Origin of the sequence: Ditibartonella apihabitans (genome assembly GCF_002007485.1) — a bacterium.
Taxonomy (GTDB): domain Bacteria; phylum Pseudomonadota; class Alphaproteobacteria; order Rhizobiales; family Rhizobiaceae; genus Bartonella; species Bartonella apihabitans.
This window is the reverse complement of record NZ_CP015820.1, coordinates 739,545-762,547: the sequence shown is the minus strand read 5'-3', so window position 1 is coordinate 762,547 and position 23,003 is coordinate 739,545. Positions and strand designations below refer to the sequence as shown.

Here is a 23,003-nt window from a genome sequence, read left to right as displayed (position 1 = left end):
CATTAAACTTGACGCTTTACCGCCAGCATTAAACTTTGGACTTCATCGCCAGCATTAAACCTTGCTCTTTATCACCAGCATTAGGCTTGGTGCTTTACCATCTGCATTAAACGTCACGCGTTATCATCGGCATCAAACACCCGCTCGGGTGTGCGTGCCGAAAACGCGAAAGGGCTCAACAAGAAAATGGATTACCGCGGAAAATGCGCTTCGCACGACTGCCGTCTTAAAACGAATAACAATGGAGCTATTTTTCCAAGCCTGAAAAACTTTGTTGTCAAAAGGCACAAAAAAACCACGCATTAAGCGTGGTTTTCAGTGATCTTTTCGCCCTGTATTCAAGACGGAATTTTAATTAAGGTGGGCTTTGACATCAGCTAGCGAGTCCTTAATAAGACTTGCCGATTTTTTATCGTCAATTTCCTTGACCAGCATTTCTTTTGCCGCAGCGACAGCAATATCAACGACTGATGCTTTAACGGCGTCGATTGCTTCCGATTCCGCATGGGCAATTTTTTGTTCTGCCATTTTGTTACGGCGGGCGACATAATCAGCCATTTTCTGGTGAGCATCTTTTGCAAGCAGTTCTGCTTCACGTTTTGCGGCTGCAATAATCTCTTTTGCTTCCTTTTCCGCCTGTTCACGTTTGGCCTGATAAACAGCCAGAAGTTCCTGAGCTTCTTCACGCGTGCGACGTGCTTCATCAAGTTCACTGCGAATGAGTTCGGCACGTTTATCCAGAAAACTATTAAGAAGTGCAGGCACTTTGTAATAGACAAGAACGGCGATAAAAAGCAGCAATCCTATCAGCGCCCAGAACGTATCTGTCATCATGACTTTTTACTCCAAACCGCTTACTGCCTTGACCGCTGCCGTTGCAGCCGAAGCACTGACCTTCTTTCCGATCAGTTCTTCAACAATCTCTGCTGCTGTCGTCTCGGCAATCTTGTTAACATTACCCATAGCGTTGTTTCGGATTTTTTTAATTCTCTCTTCGGATTCTGCCAGCTTTTTATCAAGCTCGGCTTCCGACTTTTTACGTTCTTCATCAACCTTGTTGCGAATTTCATCGGCGGAGCTTTGTGCAATTGCAATAGCACGAGAGCGCGCTTCAGAAAGCTCACGTTCATAGGAAGCAATGGCGCTTTCACGCTCCATATTCATACGTTCCGCTTTATCATGGTCGGAAGCAATTCTATCCCGTCGGATTTCAATTGTACCACCAATACGCGGAACAATGACCCTGGATATGAATATATAAAACAGGCCAAAACAAATAATGAGCCAGAATATATGCGATTCGTAGTATGAAAAATCAAAAGGCGGAAAAACACGCCCTGCATGTTGTGCAGCTTCGCCCGCATGTTCTACTGGCGTTTCGACAGTTTGCGCAAGTGCGCTAGATAGAAACATCCCGTTTTACCCTCTCACAAGCTCCAATGCTTTTGAAAAACAAATGGTAACAGCCTTGCGGCAGCTTAAGGTTTTTCTTTTTGCTTTTGGCTCTAGCTAAAGAGCGTGTGGCAGGCTTTACGCCTGCCTCGCCAAATGCAATAGCCAAAGGCATTTACTTATCAGACAGCGAAGAGAAGCAGAATAGCAACGAGCAACGAGAAAATGCCCAGAGCTTCTGTAACAGCAAAGCCGAAAACCAAACGTGCAAACTGACCATCGGCAGCAGACGGATTGCGAAGAGCACCCGAAAGATAGCTACCAAAAATGTTACCTAGGCCGAGAGCTGTACCTGCCATACCAAAGCAGGCGAGACCAGCGCCTATATATTTTGCTGCGAGTGCTAATTCCATATCATTCTCCTTTGAAGCAAAATCGCATTTAAAAGCGGTGGAAGCCCACCAGTTTCATCAATGTCCGGGATGCACCGCATCAGCAAGGTACATACAGGTTAGAATAGTAAAAACATAGGCTTGAAGAAACGCCACAAGAACCTCGAGTGCAGTGACTGCAACAGTCATTATAAGAGGCAGGATCGAGCCACCGATGCCGGCCGCCCCCAAGCCTATCATAGAGACAACAAAACCGGCAAACACTTTCAGTGTAATGTGTCCTGCCAACATGTTGGCAAAAAGACGAACGGATAGGCTAATCGGACGAGACAGAAACGAAATAACTTCGATTATTGTCACCAGTGGCAAGATGATAACCGGCACACCGGACGGAACAAACAATCTCAAAAATCCGAACCCGTTCTTGATAAAACCGTAAATAACCACGGTAAAAATGACCAGCATCGCAAGAGCAAATGTAATGGCGATCTGCGATGTGACGGTATAGAAATAAGGGAAAAGACCTAAAAAGTTGGCTACAAGCACAAATATGAATATCGAAAACACAAGCGGGAAAAACCGCATTCCTTGTGCCCCCGCCGAACCGCGCAACATATTGGCAACAAATTCATAGGTAATTTCCGAAATTGATTGCATTCGGGTCGGGACAATTCCACGACTTGAAGAAGATGCAAACAGGAACATTGAGGAAAAAACCACTGTTATTGCCATGAAGAGCGAAACATTGGTGAATGATAAATCCATATTTCCGAAAGAAATATTGATCAGCTTAGACATCTGAAACTGATGAATAGGATCTGGACCGCTCGCTGACACCTTAACCTCTTTTACTCGGGCTTATTAGGCCCCTCATCTTGGCGCGATGCGCCGTTTTTGCCAATTTGACTGGGAGCCACAGCCCCCACCGACCGTAATATATTCAATACTCCGGCAGAAAATCCAAGGAAAAGAAAAATAATCAATCCCCACGGCGATGTTCCTGCCAATTGATCAATACCTAACCCTAGTATAACACCAACCACAACACCAGCCAAAAATTCACTGGATAATCTGATTGCTTGTGCCATCCCCTTTGGCGGTCCAGATTCCCCCTCTTCATGATCCGGTTTTTTGGCCGAGTTATAACGCGCCAATTTTTCTTGCAGATTTCGCCTGCGTATTTCCAGATCCGAAGGTTCAGGACTACTCCCCTGCTCCGGTATTCGAGTACCTCTCTCAGGCTTATCAGGTTTATCACCTTTCGCCATATTTGGCCCCTTAATCCCAAATGCAAAGTAAAGGTCTGACCTCTAGAGTTTGGGCGCAACATATTGTTACGAGAGGCATTCGTCAAGCCGCCATTCCCCAAGATCAAAAGGAATTTTCTTTAAACGGGAAAGTAAAGGCTTCCGTTAACTTCATTTTGTTCGCAACGAAATCGGAAGAATATTCACAACTTATTGTTTTTTAATGTTTTTTCATGATAAAAGAATAAGTTTAATATCAAATCCAGCCGCCATAGCGGGTGCGATAAAAAATATGCAAGCCGATTTTGTCCACTTTTATCATTGTGCGTGCCCAGCGGGGGCGAACATAGACGGCATGATAGTGAGTAGCCGAACCTACTTCGGGAAACCATATCTGACCAGCCGAAACAGCACGCGCAACTTGCTGGGCAACAGTCCATTGCGCTATTTCGGTTACTCTGTGCTTGCGACCATCACAAGCAAATGAAAACTGGCAATGATTGATCCAGTTGGTGTTTTGGTAAACGACTCCACAAATCGTATTCGGATAGGCCGGATTTCTCACTCTGTTCAAAACAACCTGAGCCACAGCCGCTTGTCCCTTTATTGATTCTCCGCGGGACTCGAAATAAACAGCTTCTGCCAGACATTTCTGCTCTTTTGCCGAAAAAGCCTCGGGCGGCAAAGGTGTGGCAGCCCAGGCATGATCATTACGCCCGATCGGCGGAATAAAGCGACCATTACGGTCGATCTGGGAATGTTTTTCCGTTAGCACACTATCGAATGCGCTGGTATCGACCTTTGCGTTGGCAGGAGCATAGGCAAGAGCCATCACGTCAGGATTGTCGTTGGTAACAAGGTTCTTGAGAATCTTCGGAACCGGAAGTTTCGCGACCGGTTTTTTTTGAGGAATAACGAGAGCTATTTTTGCCCCGGATTTTTGATCGGCGTTATCTTTCTTCTCGACATCATTTTGTGACGCGTCATTTTCAGGGGCTGTTCTTTGAGCCATCTCGAATGAACCGACCTGTTGGAAACTTTCTGAAAACGGCGTAATTCTGCCGCTGTTCAAGAGCCATTCCGGTTCGTCACTATAGGATATATTGTAACTTTCGTCCTCTGCATGTTCTAAAGCTTTACTCTTTTCCCGTTTGACATCAGGATTGGAAGCATCATTGTCGGAAGCGAGGTCAATTTTTTTCTGGCTCAACGAATCTGGCCGGACATTTCCGGATAATTCGATACCGGAAGCCTTCATCGGCTCAACAAGCGAAGAGGCATTGATCGATTTATTTCTCGAATCATGAGCCAAAACCGATTTTTGAGATGAAAAGCCCCCATCCATATCAAGCTTGTGAATGGATGATGCTGCTAAAACCGAAAGGCTTGCTCCAAGAAAAAGCGGCAAAACACGGAATTTCCGTTTTTCTTGCTTCAGAATGACAGGCGCTTCGTAGAAACGCCCCTCTGGCATGTAATAAGAGGATGCGGTGCGAAGCACATCACTCCGCTTTCCTTTGTTACCATGACGGCGCAAAGACGGTATGAAAGATACTTCAAACACCACATCACTCCAACGCAAATACGCTTACGCAAAACAAAAAGAAAAACTTGTTTTCTGTGGGTGTGAAGATAGCCTGACCAACCTTTATTTATGGTTAACAAAAACCACCTTATTCGTTGATTTTATTGATTAATTTTTCATTAATTTACGAAAATGGTTAACGTCGAAATTGTGCGTTTATCGGCGTTTTCGAAAGTCACAAAGCCGATTTGTTAATATTCCTGAATAATGTGCAAACGAAATTTTTTTAAAAACGACTCAGCGTTTTTTAGCCCGTCCGGCAAACGGATTGTCAGAGGTGGTCATTGTCAGCCTTATCGGAACGCCCGGCATGTCAAAAGAATCACGCAAGCCGTTTACAAGATAGCGCAGATAGGACTGAGGCATAGCCTCCGGTCGCGAACACGAAACCACGAAGACAGGTGGACGGGTCTTGATCTGTGTAATATATTTCACCTTTAAACGCCGTCCGGAAACAGCCGGTGCCGGATGATAGGCTGTTATTTCCGCAAGCCACCTGTTGAGCTTACCGGTGGATATACGGCGATTCCAGATACGGTGAACCAGCTCGACGTTTTCCATGAGGCGGGCTATCCCATCACCTCTTTCGCCGGATACAGGAACAGCCCTCAAACCCCGCACTTGAGGTAAAAGCCGCGCACATTCCTCGTGTAATCGCGCTAGCGTTTCCTGCCTGTTTTCAATCAAATCCCATTTATTAAAAGCAATGACCGGCGCACGACCCTCGCGAATTACAAGATCGGCTATTTGCAAATCCTGTTTTTCAAACGGGATTGTCGCATCAAGGACAATGATAACAACCTCGGCAAAACGGATGGCGCGCAATGTTTCGGCTACAGAGAGCTTTTCGAGTTTTCCCTCGACTTTCGACTTCCTTCGCAAGCCGGCAGTATCATAAAGTTTGATCTCGCGATCTTTCCAGTGCCAATCGACTGAAATCGAATCACGGGTAATTCCTGCTTCGGGACCGGTCAACAAACGGTCTTGACCAAGCATTGTATTGATGAGCGTTGATTTTCCGGCATTCGGTCGGCCGACAATTGCAATACGCAAAGGTTTTGTCGAATCATAAGCCGGTTCATCCGCTTCAGGGTCGTCAATATCTTCGCCAAATGTCGTTTTGTCCTGACGAAGCTTTTCGTCTTCAAGAGTTCGAGCAAAGGCTTTTTCTTTCCCCACAGCTTCGACTATAGCGTCGCGCAAATCCGGAAGGCCGAGCCCATGTTCGGCAGAAATCGGACATGGCTCGCCAAGGCCGAGAGACCATGCTTCATAAAATCCTGCTGTTGCCTGTTTCGACTCCGCTTTATTGGCAACCAATACAATCGGCTTACCCGACTTGCGAACGAGTGAGGCAAAATTCAAATCATTGGACGTCATGCCACTTTTTGCATCAAGTACAAAAAGAACAAGATCAGCTTCATCAATGGCCGCTTTGGTCTGGGCACGCATACGCCCTTCCAGTGTATCGCTTTTGGCTTCTTCGAGGCCTGCGGTATCAATGACATCAAATCGTAAATCCATCAGGCGAGCAGCATGGCGCCGTCGATCTCTCGTCACACCTGGTGTGTCGTCAACAAGAGCCAATTTTTGTCCGACAAGACGATTAAACAGTGTCGATTTGCCTACATTGGGACGACCGACAATTGCAATGGTCAAACCCATTTTCTATTCCTTGGCTATAGCACCTGAGCTTTGCATAAGTTCAAGCATAAGACGCGAACGTTCTGTGGCTTTGAAGCCGTCCATGCCTTCATCGACAATCTTCTGGAAATAATAACGGGCATCGTCCATTTTTCCGGCTTTGTAAGCTGAAAGCCCGAGAGCTTCACGAGCCATAATGCGTGTTGAATCCACATCGGTTGCAAGATCTTTCACGCGTTTTTCGACATCTTCGAAAGAACCATTGTCGACAAGAATATAGGCTGCCCGAATTTTGGCAACTTTTTGTAAAATTTCGGGAGCGTTTTTATTACCGGCAACCTTGTCAAATTCGGCAACTGCTTTGGTAGCGTCGCCCTGTTTCATGAATATTGCCGCTTTTCTTAAAGCCGCCAAAAAAGGATAATCGCCAAAACCGGATTTCTCAACATCATCGAGTTTTGTCAATGCTTCATCAAAATTACGCTCGTCAGAAAGGTCGAAGCTTATGAGCAGTGTATCCCCGATACGTCCGGCTTTCGACGATTGCCAGTGGTCATAAATTTGATAAATGCCAGTACCGAGCACAAGAATAACAGCTGCCAGTATAAGATAAGGGCCATAATTCCCCCACAAGGCTTTCGCCTTCTCCTGACGGATCTCTTCATTCACCTCACGAATAAAACTTTCATTCGACATTATCTTTTCCTGTCAAAAACGGCGTTCTAGGGCTTTTAAGCATAATTTAACAAAGATGGTAGTCCTTATCATGAAAAAAGGTCACAATAAGATCACCCCCTTCTTTTTTACAACTTTTTATCTTTTTCTTCATCGGCAAGAAGAGCTTCGGCGCGTTTACGTTCAGCAATTTGCTCTCTCACGGCGTCAAGAATTTGCTTTTTCCGGTAAGCGGCAAGACGATTTCTCCTTGTCCTGCTTTTATAGAAACGTGCAAGTGTCGTTTCTACCATTTCAATGTCAATCACGCATTCGCGCCATGTCAATGAGGCTTCGGCTCTGCCTGAGCGATCCGGAAATACAAATTCTTGCCCCAATTTTGCTTCGCCAGCAATAAAATGACAATTTTCGACAATGAGTTTTAGCGCCTCTATCAGCCATTCGGGTGGCGCTTCCCGCCCTTTGCGTATCGCGTTTACCATGGCCTCACAAAAAAGAAGCGACGAAGCGTAAAGTCTGATGCCTGACTGATCGTAGCGGGCAGAAAGTGAAACGACTTCGCGTGACGATAATCGTCCGCGCAATGTCCAACGGGCATTCGAGCGCGCTACGTCAATTGCTCCGATTAGCCCGATCAGTGCCGAATGGGTACGGCTGCAACTCTTCATTGCTTTGATAGCATCCGAAACATCGTTTCTCTCAAGCGCATCGGCTGCGAGTGTGAAATTCAAAGCCACTTCTTTAAAAAACCGTTCCACTGCCAAATGCAGGGTTTTCAGTGGATCGGGCGTAAACAGGATTTGGCTGAAAATGAGACCTATCGACGTTCCGACAGCGACATCGATCGCGCGGGTCCAGCCGGCAACATCTGCTCCTAACGCAAAAACCATAACTGCCGAAATGCCTGCCTGAATAATAATGGCGGGAACAATGGAATAAGCCGATGCAATCGTCATCCCCGCAAATCCCACAATAGCAATACGCACTTCGGTCGGCATGGGAGGAAGGAGCAATGTCAATTCTCCGACTGCCACACCTGTCAACACGCCGATCAATACATAGATTGCCTGACGCCCATGGCTGGGGACCCCCGGAGCCAAGCAGATAAGTGCCGTCATTGCCGCATAGATCGGGTGTTCATGGTCAAGAAAATGGACCGAGATAAACCATGCAAGACCGGCAGCAAGGCCAGCACATAGAGCATCCTTCCAGCTCAACCTGACCTGATTGAGTGCTTGCTTAAACTTGAGCTTAAAACCGATGGTCATCATGTAAGCGGCCACACCCACATCAACATCGGAACTGAAACCACCGCTATGAGAAAACTTAAAGGCGCACCAAGCCGTGGATAATCGCTGAAATGATAACCACCCGGCCCCATAACGAGCATATTACACTGATGACCAATGGGGGTCAGAAAATCACATCCCGCACCAATGGCAACAGCCATTAAAAATGCTTCCGGTTTGAATTGAAGCGATTCGGCAAAGCTCGTTGCAATCGGTGCCATAACCATGACCGTTGCCGCATTATTAAGAAATGGAGTAACGAGCATTGCGGCAACGAGAATAACCGCGAGTGCACCTGAAGGCGGCAGCGATGATGCAAACATACTGAGCCAATGACCGATAATTTTTGTGCAGCCGGTTTTTTCCAATGTCTCGCTCACCGGTATCAGCGCTGCAAGCATAACCAATATCTGACCATCAAGTGCCTGATAAGCATCTCTTGCGGGTATGACCCGAAAAACGATCATGGCAACGGCTGCCGCAAAAAAAGCAAGTGCCACAGGAACAATTTGCAATGCTGTGGCCACAATTGCAATAAACAGGATAGTCAAGGGCACCAGACCATGCCGCAAACTGCCGAACATGATGTTACGCTTGGCGAGCGGAAGGCATTTCAATTCCTGCAACAGATCCGGAATAATATCATCACGTCCCTGCAAAACAATCACATCACCAAGCCTGAAAACAATATCTCCCAGTCTTTGCCTTACACGTTCCTGAGGGCGACTCAAGGCTAACAAATTGACATCGTAACGATCAAAGAGATTAAGTCTTTTTGCATTAATACCTATAAGGGGCGAATTGTCGGTGACAACTGCTTCGACAACATCTATCTGTCGCAATTTGTCCCCTGTCTGGACATCACGGCCTTTGGCAATATCAAGTTTTGCAGCATTGATGACCGAATCGAGACCACTATGCGTGCCTTCAAGAACAACTGTGTCTCCCTCGGCAAGCGCAAAATCCGGCAATGGAGAGATCAGTGTCTTGTTTCTGATGATTTGTAAAACCATGGCATCTCCTGCCGCCGGTTTGACGAGATCGGAGATTTGTTTACCGATCACTGTCGAGCCGCTAACGACACGGGCTTCCGAGATATAATCACGGCTTGCCGGACCATTGGCAGGCGAAGCGGATTTACGCGCGCGTGCAGGCACCAACCATGAGAAAAAAACGAGATAAAGGACACCGACAGCGGCAACAGTTGCCCCAACCGGAGTAAAGTCGAACATGGTAAAACTTTTTCCGACAAGATGCTCCCGCATGGCAGAAACGACAACATTGGGCGAGGTACCGATCTGCGTCATCAAGCCCCCGAGCAAAGCACCAAACGACATTGGCATAAGAAAAATCGAAGGCGAGACATTGGAGCGGCGGGCGAACTGGAATGCAATCGGCAGCATAATAGCAAGGGCACCGATATTTTTGACAAAAGCTGAAAGGACCGTGACCACAATAACCAGAAAACAAAGTTGCAGCCGAACAGATTTAACATCCGGCCATACGCGTTGGATGATAAGTTCCATTATTCCGGAACGAGCGACCCCTGCACTGACAAGTAAGGCACTTGCAACGATAATCACGATGTCGTCGCTAAATCCCTTAAAGGCCTCTTTCGGACTAACAATACCGACCGCACAGGCAAGCAATAACGTCAAGACTGCTACAACATCGTAACGAAAGCGATCCCATATGAAGACTGCCATCATGAGACCAATGATGGAAAAAGCCATAATCTGATCTGCTGTCATAATAAGATGCCACCCACCTCTTTTATTCATCTCCTCGGCCGACCTGTTCCCGAAAGTGGCCTATGGCTTTTTTAAAATCTAGCTCTTCACATGTCCGGCGACAAGATCTCCTGCATTGTGTTTCAAGCGTAACAATCCCCATAATGGCAGGAGGCTTATAAAAGCAACGATAAAAAATGCTAGTTTGAATGGTAGGAGGGACATTTCAAGTTCGGCACCGGTTATCTGAGCGGCGGCTCGCAAACATATTGCGCCTAAAGCAATTCCAAGACCTATGTTCAATTGGAAAATTGTTGAAAACAATGTGTTGGCACCGTTCATTTCCTCGGCTGGAACATCGGCAAATGCAATTGTATTCAAAGCCGTGAACTGGATAGAACGGAACACGCCACTCAACGTCAGCACGACCACCATCAATGAAACCGGCATTCCGCGTGAAAAGGTTCCACAAAGGGCAATAAATAACGCATTGAAAAGACAATTGACAACGAGTGTGCGCTTGAAACCGAAATAACGCATAAGCGGAGTTGTAAACGGTTTGATTGCAAGAGTACCGGCAAAAATCGGCATTAATAGAAACCCAGCCTCGGTCGATGTAAAACCCATCGCCAATTGGGCCATCAACGGCAGGATAAAGATCACAGCATTGGATGTCATCCTGAAACCTGTCCCGCCATATATCGAGACGGCAAATGTTTGATAAGACAGAGCTTTTAACGAAACAAGCGGTGCCTTGGCATGTTCAAGATGAAAAATACTCCATGAAAGCAGTGTTACACCAATAACAAAACAAGTGATAACAAGTGGTGTGAGACCATGGCTATCGCCCACTTTTTCTGCGGCAAAAAGCAGGGTCGCAAGTCCTATGCCCGTAAGCAGGAACCCCAAAAGATCGAAAGATCGCGGTGCTTCACTTTTTTCATCAGGGAAGATTTTTAAACTGAAAAGAAGGATAATAAAACCTAGCGGAATATTGAGATAAAAAATCAGGCTCCAGTGAAAATATTGGGCGATAAAACCACCGAGCGGCGGCCCCAAAATCGGTGCGACCAATCCCGGCCAGGTGAGAAGAGCAATTGCTTCGACAAGCTTGTTCTTCGGGGTTTGACGCAAAACAACGAGGCGACCGACCGGAACCATGAGTGCACCACCCATGCCTTGCAAGATGCGGGCACAAATGAAAAAAGTCAAATTGGGCGATAGTCCGCATAATAAAGACGCAAAGGTAAAGGTGAGAACGGCTAATGAAAACATGGAGCGCGAACCGAACCTGTCTGTCAGCCAACCGCTTGCAGGAATAAAGACACCGAGTGTGAGCATATAGGCACTCATGCCGGTGTTTATATTTACAGGATCTGTTGCAAATGTTTTGCCCATTGCAGGCAATGCCGTTGCAATAACGGTTGCATCAAGATTTTCCATGAAAAACGCAGCCGCAACGAGAACAGCGACCCAACGGGCTTGATGTGTCATTCCGGTTTCATGAGCTTGTTTTTCGGATATCCGCATGTGTTACACTTCCGTTGCATGCATTTTTCGCAAAAATAATAAATATGATATTATTTTCATACTGTGACGTGCCATAAACTTTATGTGAGTAAAGGTATTTTTGTCTAAATAAAGTAGATCGATAAAAACAACCGTGCTATGCATCAAGAAATACTTTTTCCCAAATCATTTTGTGTTAGATCATGGCGCGATCCAAAAAGGCTGTCGATACCTTATCCTTTAGCGAGCTTTTCCAGCCAAAGCTTGTAACAGTCTTCCGCGAAGGCTATCATCTTGCCGATTTTCGCGCCGATGCCATCGCCGGTCTTACCGTTGCGATCGTTGCTTTGCCTCTTTCAATTGCTATCGCCATTGCCTCCGGTGCTTCACCTGTACAAGGATTATATACATCCATCGTAGGTGGCTTTTTTATAGCTCTTCTTGGCGGAAGCCGTTTTCAAATCGGTGGCCCCGCCGGCGCCTTTATCATTGTCGTTTCGACAACCGTCGCCGAGCACGGGATGGACGGGTTATTTCTTGCGACAGTGATGTCTGGAATTATGCTGATGGCTGTCGGTTATCTGCGGCTTGGCACTTATATCAAGTTCATCCCCTATCCTGTTACTGTGGGGTTTACCGCGGGTATTGCTGTCATTATTTTTTTAAGCCAACTGATCAATATGCTGGGGCTTAATCTCACTGAAAAAGAGCCGGGGCCAATTTTAGAAAAACTCCCTTTCATCTGGCAAAATATCGAAACATGCAGCTTCCTTTCTATCGTTTTCTGCGCGGGGACAATCATTTTTATTACGGTTTTAAAAAAACTATTGCCGAATTGGCCCGGCATGGTGCTTTCAATCATTATTGGCGGCGCCATAACAGCTTTTTTCAATCTCGATATTGTCACCATAGGCTCGAAATTCGGTACTATGCCATCTGCTTTACCTCATCCGCATCTGCCCGATTTTACTTTTGAAAAAATCAAAGCCGTTTTCCCCGATGCGATGACATTTACATTACTCGGGGCAATTGAATCGCTTTTGTCGGCAGTTGTTGCCGATGGCATGACGGGGCGCCGCCATCGGTCGAATTGCGAGCTTGTCGCACAAGGCGTGGGAAATATAGCCTCTGCCCTATTTGCCGGTATTTGTGTAACGGGAGCTATTGCACGTACCGCCACCAATATTCGCGCAGGAGCAAGAAGCCCCATTTCCGGTATTTGTCATTCAATCTTTTTGCTGTTGTTTCTCGTTGCATTGGCACCTCTTGCCAATTTTATTCCGCTGGCATGTCTTGCGGGAATACTTGCTATTATTTCCTGGAATATGATTGACAAACGCGCAATTGCACTTCTTCTCAAAGCATCTGCGGGCGATGCTGTCGTCCTACTCGTATCGCTGTCATTAACAATTTTCCGCAACGTAACCGAAGCTATTATTATCGGTTTTGCTTTGGGTGCTTTATTATTTATCCACCGTATGTCGAAAGCCGCAAGTGTCACAGCTGATCGCCCGCTGGTTGCAGAAGACAGGGCGGATGGTACCAATACGTCAAATGCCCAGTTCGACAATGACTTGCAAAAAGACAGCCGAACCGTTGTCTACCATATTTCAGGCGCCTTCTTTTTTGGTGCGGCTGCCTCTATCGGCTCGGTTCTTGACCGGATTGGCGATAATTACCGAACCATGATTCTCGATTTCGCTCAGGTACCATTTCTTGATGCGACAGGTGCAAATACGATTGAAAGTCTTGCCGGAAAAGCAAAAAAACAAGGCATCACCCTCGTCATTTGCGGGGCCTCCGAACAGGTTCTGAAAGACCTTATGTCACATGGCATCAGACCACCTGCTGTCCATCTGGAAAAAAATCTGGGAAAAGCTGTTCATAAATATATGAAACGCGAAGCTGTTACCGCTTGACCGTGATTTTCAAACCTGCATTTCAAATTGATCGAATGCTGTATCAAAACAGAATGAGCTTTGTCGGCTTTAGTGTTTAGATTACGATGTTTTAATGCCCCGAGAATTTTAAAAAGAGCGGATTGATTAATCGGAAGTTTTTCGCAACAAATGCAATCATATTGATGGAATTTAAGATTTTAGCACATCAACAGAATTCAAGAAGTTTGGTCACAGGCAAAGCTCGGATATGTGCCGCTTTAATGGCAATAATAATAATCCTTAAAGAGCAGGTCATTTCTATCAGAAAGAAGCTCGATGACACGACAATGACAGACCGCGTGACAAGCTTGATCAAATCTTGATCAAATATTGTCTGCACCGCTGCAAATAATGATATTTCCCCGCCCCTTTTCCCTGCCAATTTCTTATTTTTACGTCAAAATCGGGAGAGAATAACCGTTGTAATTTCCTTACAGAAATACCGCCAATAAGGGTTTTATAATGTAAAGTTCCCGATATTTTCGAATATCACATGGTGCCGCCATGGAATTGTAGCCTCAAATTGGCCTATCATTGTCTCTGTCATCAGCCCGCTAACTACCATTTCCTAAATTCGAGGCCGACTTATATATTAGCAGATCAGATATACCCGCCTATGGCGTTGGCCCTTCTAAAAGACAAGCGGCCTTTCATAAGTCGAAACTGATATTATCAACAAGGATTTTATAGGGAATGCACGAAAATTGCTATCTACCGAAGCCGGTGACCGGTGAATTGACCGTTAGCAATAAAAAAAGAACAAGACTCTGTGGCTTCGTTATATTATGCATTGTTTATCCAGAATAAAGTCGCAATTTATTTCCATTATGGAAAAGAGAACAACGTGTGTTGTGTTTTAACCTTTGCAATCGAGGGGAAACGGGATGAGTGAACAAATCATTGACAAGGGAACCCGAAAGTCGCCTTGGCCAAAAATTATCATAAGCATCATTGTTCTGGCTATCATAGCGGGTGGTTTTGTTTTCTATCTCGCTCGTTCAGCACAAAAACACGTTGACAATTTTCTCAAAGAAAATGGCGTCAGCTTCAGTTCGCTTGATGTCAATTGGCGGCGTCATTTTACTATTCATGATGCCAAGATCAATTTTTCCAAAGATAGAAGTCTGCAGGCCGAGACAATCAAGGGTGAAGTCAATTTTTCCGGCAAAACCAGTAAAAAACTCGAACTTGAAAAAATCAGCTATTCGTTAGGTCAAAGCAAACTGTCTATTCCGGTTATGACTTTGGAAAACTTTGCGCTCAATGACTCAAAAACATCTGACAATCAATATTTTTTCGATATTCGAAATATTACAGCGAAAAAATTGTTGCTCCGAATGTGATCTGGACCGATGGAAAAGAAACAAATGGAGCAACCTATTCTTATAACAACGTTATTTTTGATGACATTGCGAAGGGTCTCGTCAAAAAGGTGACAGCCGATAGTATGTCCGGTGAATATCCATTAAGCAAAAAAAGTGCCTCCTCGGTAAATACAAAATTTGCCAAGACAGAATTCGGTAAGAGTGAAATAAACAACCTCGATCTCGGTTATCTGATTAGCTATTTTAACGAAGCTTCATCTGGCTCCAACGCGGAAAATCCGTTCAAGGATGTCGCAAATGGCTGGTCAATTCATGACATTATAATCAACCAACCAGACGAAGACGGAAACAACTCTCTGTCTACCGCCCAAACTATTTGGGGAACAAAACTGTCGTTGCGTCATCTACCTTTTTCATTGAGCAGTTTCATGGAAGAACTTGGCCAATCTGGTTCCATTGATAACGTCAAGGAAATAAAAGAGAACGAAATTTTTCTCAAGAGGCTCGCCATACTTTCGTCGGTCGGATTTATGGATATGGATGTTGAAGGAGTGTCTCAAAAATTTTCCGACCTAACTTCGAAGCAGAAAAATTTTTCTGTTACTTACCGGAATGGACGTGTGGATATTAGCCTGAATGGTTATGAAGCCAGCGGAGAAGACCTACGTGCTTTAGTAGTAGATAGTTTTTCAATAACGGACCTGCGTTCGGAGCAGTTGAATGACTTTATTGATGTTTTGAATCACGCCATTAGCTCGGGTAATGCCGATTATGATGCTCTTTATAAATCATTTTCGGAACCTCAATCTACGATATTCATGCCACAATTCAAAAATATCCATACATCCGGTGTTAAATTTTCCGACCCCTCATCCAAAAACAGTGAAGAGAATCTCTTTACATTGGGGGCATTTGACGCCACTGCCGATTTCGGCAAAGGAATTATACCGACATCTTTGAAAGCGGTAGTAAAAGATTTCGAGTACCCTGTTGAAAGTGATCGTGTAAAGGCAATGAATTTTATTTTATCCCCGTCTTACGATCCGCTAAAAGAGTCCAGTGTTTTGAAAGACCTCGGCTATAAAACGATCAAATTCAATGGGGCCTTTGATGCCAACTGGGATCGTGACAGCCAAAAAATTAATTTCAACAACACTCTAGGTTATCAGGACATGGCAACTGCGTCCCTCAAGGGCACACTTTCAAATGTCAGCCCGGAATTATTTTCAGACAATTTAGCGATGATAATAGCATCTGCTATGGTTATACACATAAATGATCTGCACCTGACGGCAAACGCTGATAACTTTCTTGAGCGTTATGCAAAATTTTATGATGCGAATACAGGCGAAAATTTTGCCAACAAACGCAGAGAGGCAGCTATCAAAGCCAGATTGGCAATTGCACTTTTCCTTGGTGCGGAAAATTCCCAAAAATCTGGCGAAGCAGTGCAAAACTTTTTAGAAAACGGTGGAACTATCAATGTCCATGCTGTAGCTAAATCAAAAGATGGTATCGGCATAGCCGATTTTGCGGCAATAAAGCAATTTCCTGCAACTTTAGTCGATAAAATAGACGTGAGTGCAGATACAACACATTAAGACTGGAAAAATGTAATGGCCAATTTCAGTGGCTGGTTAATAGCAACACTTAAACGCTGGTTAATTTATATCATTGGAGGCGTGGTCATTCTGGCCATATTGGGTGTCGGTGCCTTTTATATGGCCGCTCCATATCTGAACAGTTTTGTCAAAGACGAGATGACAAAACATGGTGTCAAAGCCGAACAATCAGAAGTGACCGTCGCTGGTAATGTAAACCTCAAAAATGTCACCTTACCCGTACCAGACGGTGTCTCTCTCAAAATAGGTTCTGTTTCCGGTCGCCCTCCTGTTGGCTTTGTCCCCGGTTCATTTACAATTTATGATATTGATTTGAAACGGGATAATATCCATGTCGTTGTGCCTGAAATGACATTGAGTGGTGTCACCCTCAAAGATAAGGATACATCTATCGCTTCCAACGTTTTACAAGCTTTGTTGCGCGTTGGTATATCGTCGGTCAATGCGCCGGATATAGAGGTATCCCTGTCCAATCCACAGGGTGAAACAGAAAAACTTGATATCAAGGGCTTCTGGCTTTCGAGTTTGAAGGCCGGCAATATCGGTTCTGTCGGCATTGCAGGCATGAGTACAAATGTCGGTTTGCCCAATTCCAATGTGAGCGAACACAATAACCTTCGGCTGATTGGCAAAAGCAATGCCTTGCAAGCGAGTGATATTGATCTTGCTTACACCTATGCAATTTTGGCCGGTAAAGTAAAACCGGACAAAATTGGTCGGACTATCTTCGGACCGGTCGAACTCGGCGATATTGCAATCGATGTCTTCGAGGGCACCAATCGCAATGCTCATTTTTCGCTCAACAAGTTTAAAACCGCCGGGCTAAAAATGCGTCCGATGGAAGCCGTGCCTGAAGATCTTGCACGTGCCTATCTGGAAGCTAAAAAGAGTGGTGATGAAAAGGGTGAAAAAGCGGCAAGGAATGAGTTGCTGGCAACGATAGTATCGGCAATTACGGCCATAGATGCCGAAGTTGAAAAAGCTGATATCGATTTACCAACAGTCAAAGCAAGCCTGAATTCGTTCGAACTCCAACCAAGAGAATGGAAACAAGCTGTTCCTGAAAGTTTGTTAGTGAAACTCGATGGTTTTTCATTAAACACCAGCGAAATGCCTCAGAAAAGTTTCGAAATGTTCAGGAATATGGGATTCAAAACACTGGATATCTCGGGAAAACTTGATTTCTCTTATAATTCCGGTCGTCAAACTCTTTCCCTTAATGATCTGTCATTTAACGCAGATGGCATTGGTTCAGGCGAAATGTCCGCAACAATTATCAATGCCGGTTCAGAACTCTTTTCGGGCGACAAACAAGCAATGCTTGATGCTGCAAACCAAATTGGCATCACTAAAGCGGATATGCGTTATTCCGATTTCGGCTTCATCGACAAATTGTTTACCTATCTTGCACAGAACTTGAACGACAATAAACACGATCTCAAGAAAGAACTTTATGACGATTTTTATGTGGTTATGACGAAGAGTCCGGCAATGCTTTTGAAAGATCACGAAGAAGCACAAAAGATATCAGCTGCTTTCGGTGCATTTGCAAAAAAACCGGGAACACTCAAAATATCAATCAAAGCCAAAGACGATAAAGGACTCACAGCAACAGATCTTGAAACAGCATTGCAAAATGATCTGGCAGGCGCGCTCAATAAAGTCGATCTTGTCGTAAAAAATGAAAATTAAATGGTGAAATATAATTATATAGAGAATTATCTAATGGATAATTCTCTATATATCGTGTCGTATTATTTCATATAATCAATCACACTCTTGTAAGAATCAAAATATATTTGAATTTCTCTCTTTAAGTTGGGCACTTTAGAAATTTTATCTACATATTAAAGCTTCAAATTTCGAACGCCATAAATAATATTGTTGGCTTGTATATTCTCCCTCGTTTGGATATAAAAATGTCGGGTGTCCGGTAAATTGTTTACGGGCAGGTTTCAAGCTGGTCGGGCCGCCAGCAAAAAGGAACTTGCCATGACAAATATGTCTCACCGCCTGCCGAACCGCGCATCTGTTTTTGCCGAAAAAATATTTTCAAGCTGTCGCAATCTACTTCATATCGAAGCTATGGCGGGCGTTGCTCTCGTTATTGCAACAATGGTTGCTCTCTTGCTTGCCAATTCAACTTATGCGACCGCTTACCAAAATTTCTGGCACCAAAAAATTTCAATAGAAGCCTTCGGATATTCCTTTTCCAAAGATCTGCACTTTCTGGTCAATGACGGCTTAATGACACTCTTTTTCCTTGTCGCAGGCATGGAGATAAGACGGGAAATCCATGATGGCGCATTGTCAAAATTCCGCCAGGCTTTGTTGCCTCTGGTTGCAGCTGTCGGCGGCGTTATCATGCCGGCGATTATTTATTTTTCTATCAATCATGGTCCGGAGACCAGCCACGGCTGGGCTGTCCCCACTGCAACCGACATAGCTTTTGCAATCGGGATTTTGGCACTTCTGGGCAAATCGGTTCCAAATAATTTAAGAATCGTTTTGCTTGCGCTCGCCACTATAGACGACATTATCGCCATTTTGATTATAGCGATTTTTTATTCTGGTAGTTTTGATCTTGCAGGCCTGCCCATTGCATGTCTTGCAATTATTATTCTCGTTTTTTTGCAATGGATAGGGATTAACTCGGCACTGGTTTATGTTCTTCCCGCCGCTCTCCTCTGGCTCGGACTTATGATATGCGGAATCCACCCTTCCCTTTCGGGCGTAATATTGGGATTATTGACACCGGCACTTAGCCCCCGCTCATTGATTGCGCCTGTTGATCGACTGTCTTACGCTTTGGAAATATTGAAAAATGAAAAGCCTGAAGACAGCGCTTCAACGCACCATTTTGCTCTTCTTGAAATACGAAAGAGCGAAGCTGCAATTGACGCTCCCGTATCCCGACTTGTTGCCGCCTTTAGTCCTTGGGTATTATTTGTCATTATGCCGCTCTTTGCGCTTGCCAATGCCGGTATCAATATTTCCAATGTCGACTTTAAAGATCATTTCTCCCTCATTATCATGGTTGGAACAGGACTTGGCCTTGCTATTGGTAAACCTTTGGGCATTTTCCTCATAAGTTTCCTGACTGTCCGTTTCGGGCTTTGCACTCTCCCTTCGGGAGTAAACTGCCGCGGAATGATTCTCGTCGGATTATTAGGGGGTATCGGTTTTACCATGGCGATTTTTACAGCCACTTTAGCCTTCAACGCTCCTCGACAATTGGAAGCGGCAAAATTCGCGATTCTATGTGGATCACTGATGTCTGCTATCTTCGGACTGGGCTACGGTTTATGGCTGAAATTTCTTGCACAACATAGGACGCGTAAACCGGATAAAGAACATTTCTTGCATTAAAACCTTCTTTGTGAGAACGATTTCTGCATAAAAAACTCGTCATGCTGCTCTTTAAATTTTTTACTCTCGAAAAATTGCCTTGTTATCGGTGTAAACGGGCCGGTCTCTCCAAAGTCTCTTTTGTTCAATGTCTCGCAATATCGTTACAAAGTGAAACACAATGCGAAACAGTCTGACCAATTGGAACAAAATTAACTGACTTGAATTTGCCCTCTGGAAAAATGTTGATTTGAGTTCACCGTGACTTCCTGTTTTTCCTTTACTTCCTCTACTTCACGTCTATATTCGTGCACAGAACAAATAGTGAACAAAAATGGTCAAAACGCTCAAACAAAAATTGGCAATTCTGGCAGATGCTGCCAAATATGATGCCTCCTGTGCATCAAGCGGTTCAACGCGTCAGTCGCCAACAAAAAGCGGCTTGGGGTCAACGGCGAATATGGGAATTTGCCATTCCTTCACGCCTGACGGGCGCTGCGTTTCGCTGTTAAAAATTCTACTCACCAATTTTTGTATCTTTGATTGTGCCTATTGTGTCAACCGCTCTTCAAGCAATGTCGAGCGGGCGCGTTTTAGTACCGATGAAGTGGTGTTTTTGACGCTCGAATTTTACCGCAGAAATTACATAGAAGGCTTGTTTCTTTCGTCCGGCATTATCCGTTCTCCGGACCACACAATGGAGGAATTGGTTAAAGTTGCCCGCGATTTGCGAACCATCCACCATTTCGGCGGCTATATCCATTTAAAAACCATTCCGGATGCTTCGGACGCGCTGATCAAAGAAGCCGGACGTTACGCAGATCGCTTGTCGATCAATGTCGAACTGCCAACAGAAAAAAGCATTAACCGCTTTGCTCCGCAAAAAAAGATCCTGACAATCAAGCAGGCTATGGCGAATGTTCGGATTGATATAGAAGCCTCCAAAGACGCGACATTACAGACGAAAAAAACGCAACGTTTCGCGCCCGCAGGGCAATCTACCCAAATGATCATCGGTGCCGACGATGCCAATGATGCGACAATACTGCAATCAAGCGCCGAGCTTTATTCGGGTTATCGGCTGAAACGCGTTTATTATTCGGCATTCAGTCCGATTCCGGATGCTTCAAACCTGCTTCCCGTCAAGCGCCCGCCGCTTTTAAGGGAACACCGGCTTTATCAAGCCGATTGGCTTTATCGGTTTTACGGCTTTGCAATGGAAGAGCTGACCGCGAAAACAAATGGTGGCATGCTTGATCTTGAATTTGACCCGAAACTCGCCTGGGCATTACAAAACCGGCATCTCTTTCCGGTTGACATCAATAAAGCCGACAAGGAAATGTTGTTACGTGTTCCCGGCCTTGGTGTGCGCAATGTTAAACGGATATTGGTAGCACGCCGGTTCAAGCGGCTCGATTTTTCAGATTTGAAAACCTTTCATATCAGCCTTCAAAAAATAAAGCCGTTTGTGACTGCCGAACGCTGGACGCCTAAAAACCTTCTCGACAGTTCACACCTTGCCGAGCGTTTTCGTGCGCGCCCCACTCAACTTGATCTTTTTTCATCATGAAAACGATTGTTTTGAAAAAGCAGGGAGATTTTGAAGAGTGGCGAACGATAGCGCGTTTGCTATTGCAGGAAGAAATGCGTCCGGAAGATGTTTTTTGGCATTACCATTCGGCCCCGACATTATTTGACAGCGAGCCCGCCTCTCCGCCTTCAGAAAAATATCAGCCTTCACAACGAAGCCAAGAATTTCTGGTGCCAAAGCAGTTCATCAATCTTGCGAAAAATGTCATCTGCCACGAAAGCGAAGATTCGTCGGCCCTTTTATACCGCCTTCTTTATCGCTTGCAGCACGATAAAACGGTTCTTGAAAAAATTTACGACATTGACACCGCCACAGCCCTATCACGGCAAAAAGCTGTTTGCCATGACATCCACCATATGCATGCATTTTTACGTTTCAAGGAAATTGCCAGCCTTGGCGACGACACATTCAGGCGTTGTTTTACCGCCTGGTATGAACCTCAACATTTCATTATTGCGGAAGCGATACCGTTTTTCTGTCGGCGTTTCAGCGACATGGATTGGCAAATTCTCACGCCGAAAGGCAGTGCATTCTATTTTAACAAAAGACTGTTTTTTGGCGAACCGATATTTAAAAAGCCACAAAATAAAGATGAAACCGAAGAACTCTGGAAAACCTACTTTTCCAGCATTTTCAATCCGGCAAGACTGAAAGTCAAAACCATGCAAAGTCATATGCCGAAAAAATACTGGAGCAACCTTCCGGAAGCGGAAATCATCGATAGTCTCGTTGATAATGCGGAAACGCGCATTGAAACAATGGAAAAACAACCGGTTCTGCCACCTCCGCTCTTTCATTCCCGTTTAACGGAAAGAAATGCCGAGAATGTCATTCGAACGAGTTTGAAGTCGCGGGCAACGCTTAAAACTTTGGATGATCTCAATAAAGGTATCAAATCATGCAAAAGTTGCCCATTGCATTGTTCATCAACGCAGGCTGTCTGTGGCGAAGGGCCTGAAAATGCTTCTCTAATGATTGTCGGAGAACAACCGGGCGATCGTGAAGATCTCGTTGGTCGGCCATTTATCGGTCCTGCAGGGCAAGTGTTTGACAAAGCTGCCCATAGGGTAGGACTAAAACGGGATGAGGTTTACATCACCAACGCTGTCAAACATTTCAAATATGAACTCAAAGGTCACAAGCGCCTTCATAAAAGAGCAGACAGGAGCGAGGTCGAGCATTGTCGCTGGTGGCTTTTGAAAGAAATCGACATCGTCAAACCGAAGCTTATCGTTGCCATGGGGAAAACCGCCCTGTTCTCACTCACAGATTTGAACGAGCCGTTAAGCGGTTTGGTGGGTAAAATAATCGAGACAGAAGAAAAAATTCCGGTGCTTGTCACTTTTCACCCGTCATATCTTCTCCGGATCAAATCGGAAGAATTGAAGAAACAAGAAACTACAAGGTTCGAACAAAGCTTGCAACTTGCGAAGGCAAAAATCAACTTTTGATAGGCCAGAAAAACGCCATCTAGCCCTTCTTGAAGCCACTTCACTAAAATCGTGATCCCGACTTGATAAACCTCTATTGGACGGGAATTAACAAATGTTAACTTATTGTTTTTGCTATATTTTACATTATCACTTTTCCGTGATTGATACATTTTAAAGTGATTTGAGATTGATTGCCGTGATGAAGATATAAGCGTTAGAGAGTTTGGAAAATATATCCAGATTGATCCAATTGCAATTAAAGCCGTTAGCCAAAGCTAAGG

The 23,003-nt window shown here is 44.8% G+C and carries 17 protein-coding genes and 1 pseudogene; 7 read left to right on the top strand and 11 right to left on the bottom strand.

What is annotated here, in order from left to right; genetic code table 11:
* Window positions 1–351 precede the first annotated feature (351 nt).
* The 11 genes and pseudogenes from BBC0178_RS03375 to BBC0178_RS03320 form a co-directional block, all read right to left on the bottom strand.
* Window positions 352–831, bottom strand: coding sequence for a F0F1 ATP synthase subunit B (locus BBC0178_RS03375; RefSeq protein WP_077973457.1), 480 nt, complete (start codon window positions 829–831; stop codon window positions 352–354).
* Window positions 832–840: 9 nt separating this feature from the next.
* Window positions 841–1,413 carry a F0F1 ATP synthase subunit B gene (locus BBC0178_RS03370; RefSeq protein ID WP_077970720.1) on the bottom strand — a complete coding sequence of 191 codons (573 nt, stop codon included), beginning with the start codon at window positions 1,411–1,413 and terminating at the stop codon, window positions 841–843.
* Between the two features lie 161 nt (window positions 1,414–1,574).
* Window positions 1,575–1,805 carry a F0F1 ATP synthase subunit C gene (locus BBC0178_RS03365; protein WP_075870187.1) on the bottom strand — a complete coding sequence of 77 codons (231 nt, stop codon included), beginning with the start codon at window positions 1,803–1,805 and terminating at the stop codon, window positions 1,575–1,577.
* Between the two features lie 57 nt (window positions 1,806–1,862).
* Complete coding sequence (locus tag BBC0178_RS03360) at window positions 1,863–2,621, bottom strand: F0F1 ATP synthase subunit A (protein ID WP_077970718.1); 759 nt, start codon at window positions 2,619–2,621, stop codon at window positions 1,863–1,865.
* Between the two features lie 11 nt (window positions 2,622–2,632).
* Window positions 2,633–3,052, bottom strand: a complete 420-nt coding sequence (locus BBC0178_RS03355; RefSeq protein ID WP_078039206.1) for an AtpZ/AtpI family protein — start codon at window positions 3,050–3,052, stop codon at window positions 2,633–2,635.
* 235 nt (window positions 3,053–3,287) lie between these two features.
* Window positions 3,288–3,935: pseudogene (locus BBC0178_RS12305) on the bottom strand (cell wall hydrolase); the annotation flags it as partial.
* 918 nt (window positions 3,936–4,853) lie between these two features.
* A complete protein-coding gene (der, locus tag BBC0178_RS03340; RefSeq protein WP_078039204.1) occupies window positions 4,854–6,281 on the bottom strand; it encodes a ribosome biogenesis GTPase Der in 1,428 nt (475 codons plus the stop codon).
* A gap of 3 nt (window positions 6,282–6,284) precedes the next feature.
* On the bottom strand, window positions 6,285–6,956 hold the full coding sequence (locus BBC0178_RS03335) for a tetratricopeptide repeat protein (protein ID WP_078039203.1): 672 nt from the start codon (window positions 6,954–6,956) through the stop codon (window positions 6,285–6,287).
* Window positions 6,957–7,063: 107 nt separating this feature from the next.
* On the bottom strand, window positions 7,064–8,206 hold the full coding sequence (locus tag BBC0178_RS03330) for an FUSC family protein (RefSeq protein WP_149867411.1): 1,143 nt from the start codon (window positions 8,204–8,206) through the stop codon (window positions 7,064–7,066).
* Complete coding sequence (locus BBC0178_RS03325; RefSeq protein ID WP_078040336.1) at window positions 8,203–9,975, bottom strand: SLC13 family permease; 1,773 nt, start codon at window positions 9,973–9,975, stop codon at window positions 8,203–8,205. Before BBC0178_RS03325 ends, BBC0178_RS03330 begins: the two co-directional genes overlap by 4 nt.
* 78 nt (window positions 9,976–10,053) lie before the next feature.
* Window positions 10,054–11,484, bottom strand: coding sequence for an MFS transporter (locus BBC0178_RS03320; RefSeq protein WP_210187169.1), 1,431 nt, complete (start codon window positions 11,482–11,484; stop codon window positions 10,054–10,056).
* Between the two features lie 182 nt (window positions 11,485–11,666).
* On the opposite strand from BBC0178_RS03320, the gene BBC0178_RS03315 reads away from it, so the two are divergent.
* From BBC0178_RS03315 to BBC0178_RS03280, 7 genes are all read left to right on the top strand, one after another.
* The gene (locus BBC0178_RS03315; RefSeq protein ID WP_078039202.1) at window positions 11,667–13,382 is read left to right on the top strand and encodes a SulP family inorganic anion transporter; all 1,716 of its coding nucleotides are present in this window, start codon (window positions 11,667–11,669) and stop codon (window positions 13,380–13,382) included.
* A 905-nt stretch (window positions 13,383–14,287) separates the two neighbouring features.
* The gene (locus tag BBC0178_RS03305) at window positions 14,288–14,746 is read left to right on the top strand and encodes a hypothetical protein (protein ID WP_078039200.1); all 459 of its coding nucleotides are present in this window, start codon (window positions 14,288–14,290) and stop codon (window positions 14,744–14,746) included.
* Window positions 14,743–16,329, top strand: a complete 1,587-nt coding sequence (locus tag BBC0178_RS03300) for a hypothetical protein (RefSeq protein ID WP_078039199.1) — start codon at window positions 14,743–14,745, stop codon at window positions 16,327–16,329. The genes BBC0178_RS03305 and BBC0178_RS03300 overlap by 4 nt, the downstream gene beginning before the upstream one ends.
* Before the next feature lie 15 nt (window positions 16,330–16,344).
* Window positions 16,345–18,042, top strand: a complete 1,698-nt coding sequence (locus tag BBC0178_RS03295; protein ID WP_078039198.1) for a hypothetical protein — start codon at window positions 16,345–16,347, stop codon at window positions 18,040–18,042.
* 300 nt (window positions 18,043–18,342) lie between these two features.
* Entirely contained in the window at window positions 18,343–19,719 is a 1,377-nt protein-coding gene (gene nhaA / locus BBC0178_RS03290; protein ID WP_078040334.1) for a Na+/H+ antiporter NhaA, read from the top strand.
* Between the two features lie 313 nt (window positions 19,720–20,032).
* Window positions 20,033–21,268 (top strand): putative DNA modification/repair radical SAM protein, encoded by a 1,236-nt coding sequence (locus tag BBC0178_RS03285; protein WP_078039197.1) that lies wholly within the window; start codon window positions 20,033–20,035, stop codon window positions 21,266–21,268.
* Complete coding sequence (locus tag BBC0178_RS03280; protein WP_078039196.1) at window positions 21,265–22,740, top strand: UdgX family uracil-DNA binding protein; 1,476 nt, start codon at window positions 21,265–21,267, stop codon at window positions 22,738–22,740. The genes BBC0178_RS03285 and BBC0178_RS03280 overlap by 4 nt, the downstream gene beginning before the upstream one ends.
* Window positions 22,741–23,003: the final 263 nt, after the last annotated feature.

What these genes read in the sequence shown, in the direction of transcription:
- BBC0178_RS03375 (WP_077973457.1), bottom strand. Translation starts at nt 831, where the DNA reads ATGACAGATACGTTCTGGGCGCTGATAGGATTGCTGCTTTTTATCGCC.
- BBC0178_RS03370 (WP_077970720.1), bottom strand. Translation starts at nt 1,413, where the DNA reads ATGTTTCTATCTAGCGCACTTGCGCAAACTGTCGAAACGCCAGTAGAA.
- BBC0178_RS03365 (WP_075870187.1), bottom strand. Translation starts at nt 1,805, where the DNA reads ATGGAATTAGCACTCGCAGCAAAATATATAGGCGCTGGTCTCGCCTGC.
- BBC0178_RS03355 (WP_078039206.1), bottom strand. Translation starts at nt 3,052, where the DNA reads ATGGCGAAAGGTGATAAACCTGATAAGCCTGAGAGAGGTACTCGAATA.
- der (WP_078039204.1), bottom strand. Translation starts at nt 6,281, where the DNA reads ATGGGTTTGACCATTGCAATTGTCGGTCGTCCCAATGTAGGCAAATCG.
- BBC0178_RS03335 (WP_078039203.1), bottom strand. Translation starts at nt 6,956, where the DNA reads ATGTCGAATGAAAGTTTTATTCGTGAGGTGAATGAAGAGATCCGTCAG.
- BBC0178_RS03330 (WP_149867411.1), bottom strand. Translation starts at nt 8,206, where the DNA reads ATGATGACCATCGGTTTTAAGCTCAAGTTTAAGCAAGCACTCAATCAG.
- BBC0178_RS03325 (WP_078040336.1), bottom strand. Translation starts at nt 9,975, where the DNA reads ATGACAGCAGATCAGATTATGGCTTTTTCCATCATTGGTCTCATGATG.
- BBC0178_RS03320 (WP_210187169.1), bottom strand. Translation starts at nt 11,484, where the DNA reads ATGCGGATATCCGAAAAACAAGCTCATGAAACCGGAATGACACATCAA.
- BBC0178_RS03315 (WP_078039202.1), top strand. Translation starts at nt 11,667, where the DNA reads ATGGCGCGATCCAAAAAGGCTGTCGATACCTTATCCTTTAGCGAGCTT.
- BBC0178_RS03305 (WP_078039200.1), top strand. Translation starts at nt 14,288, where the DNA reads ATGAGTGAACAAATCATTGACAAGGGAACCCGAAAGTCGCCTTGGCCA.
- BBC0178_RS03295 (WP_078039198.1), top strand. Translation starts at nt 16,345, where the DNA reads ATGGCCAATTTCAGTGGCTGGTTAATAGCAACACTTAAACGCTGGTTA.
- nhaA (WP_078040334.1), top strand. Translation starts at nt 18,343, where the DNA reads ATGACAAATATGTCTCACCGCCTGCCGAACCGCGCATCTGTTTTTGCC.
- BBC0178_RS03285 (WP_078039197.1), top strand. Translation starts at nt 20,033, where the DNA reads ATGGTCAAAACGCTCAAACAAAAATTGGCAATTCTGGCAGATGCTGCC.
- BBC0178_RS03280 (WP_078039196.1), top strand. Translation starts at nt 21,265, where the DNA reads ATGAAAACGATTGTTTTGAAAAAGCAGGGAGATTTTGAAGAGTGGCGA.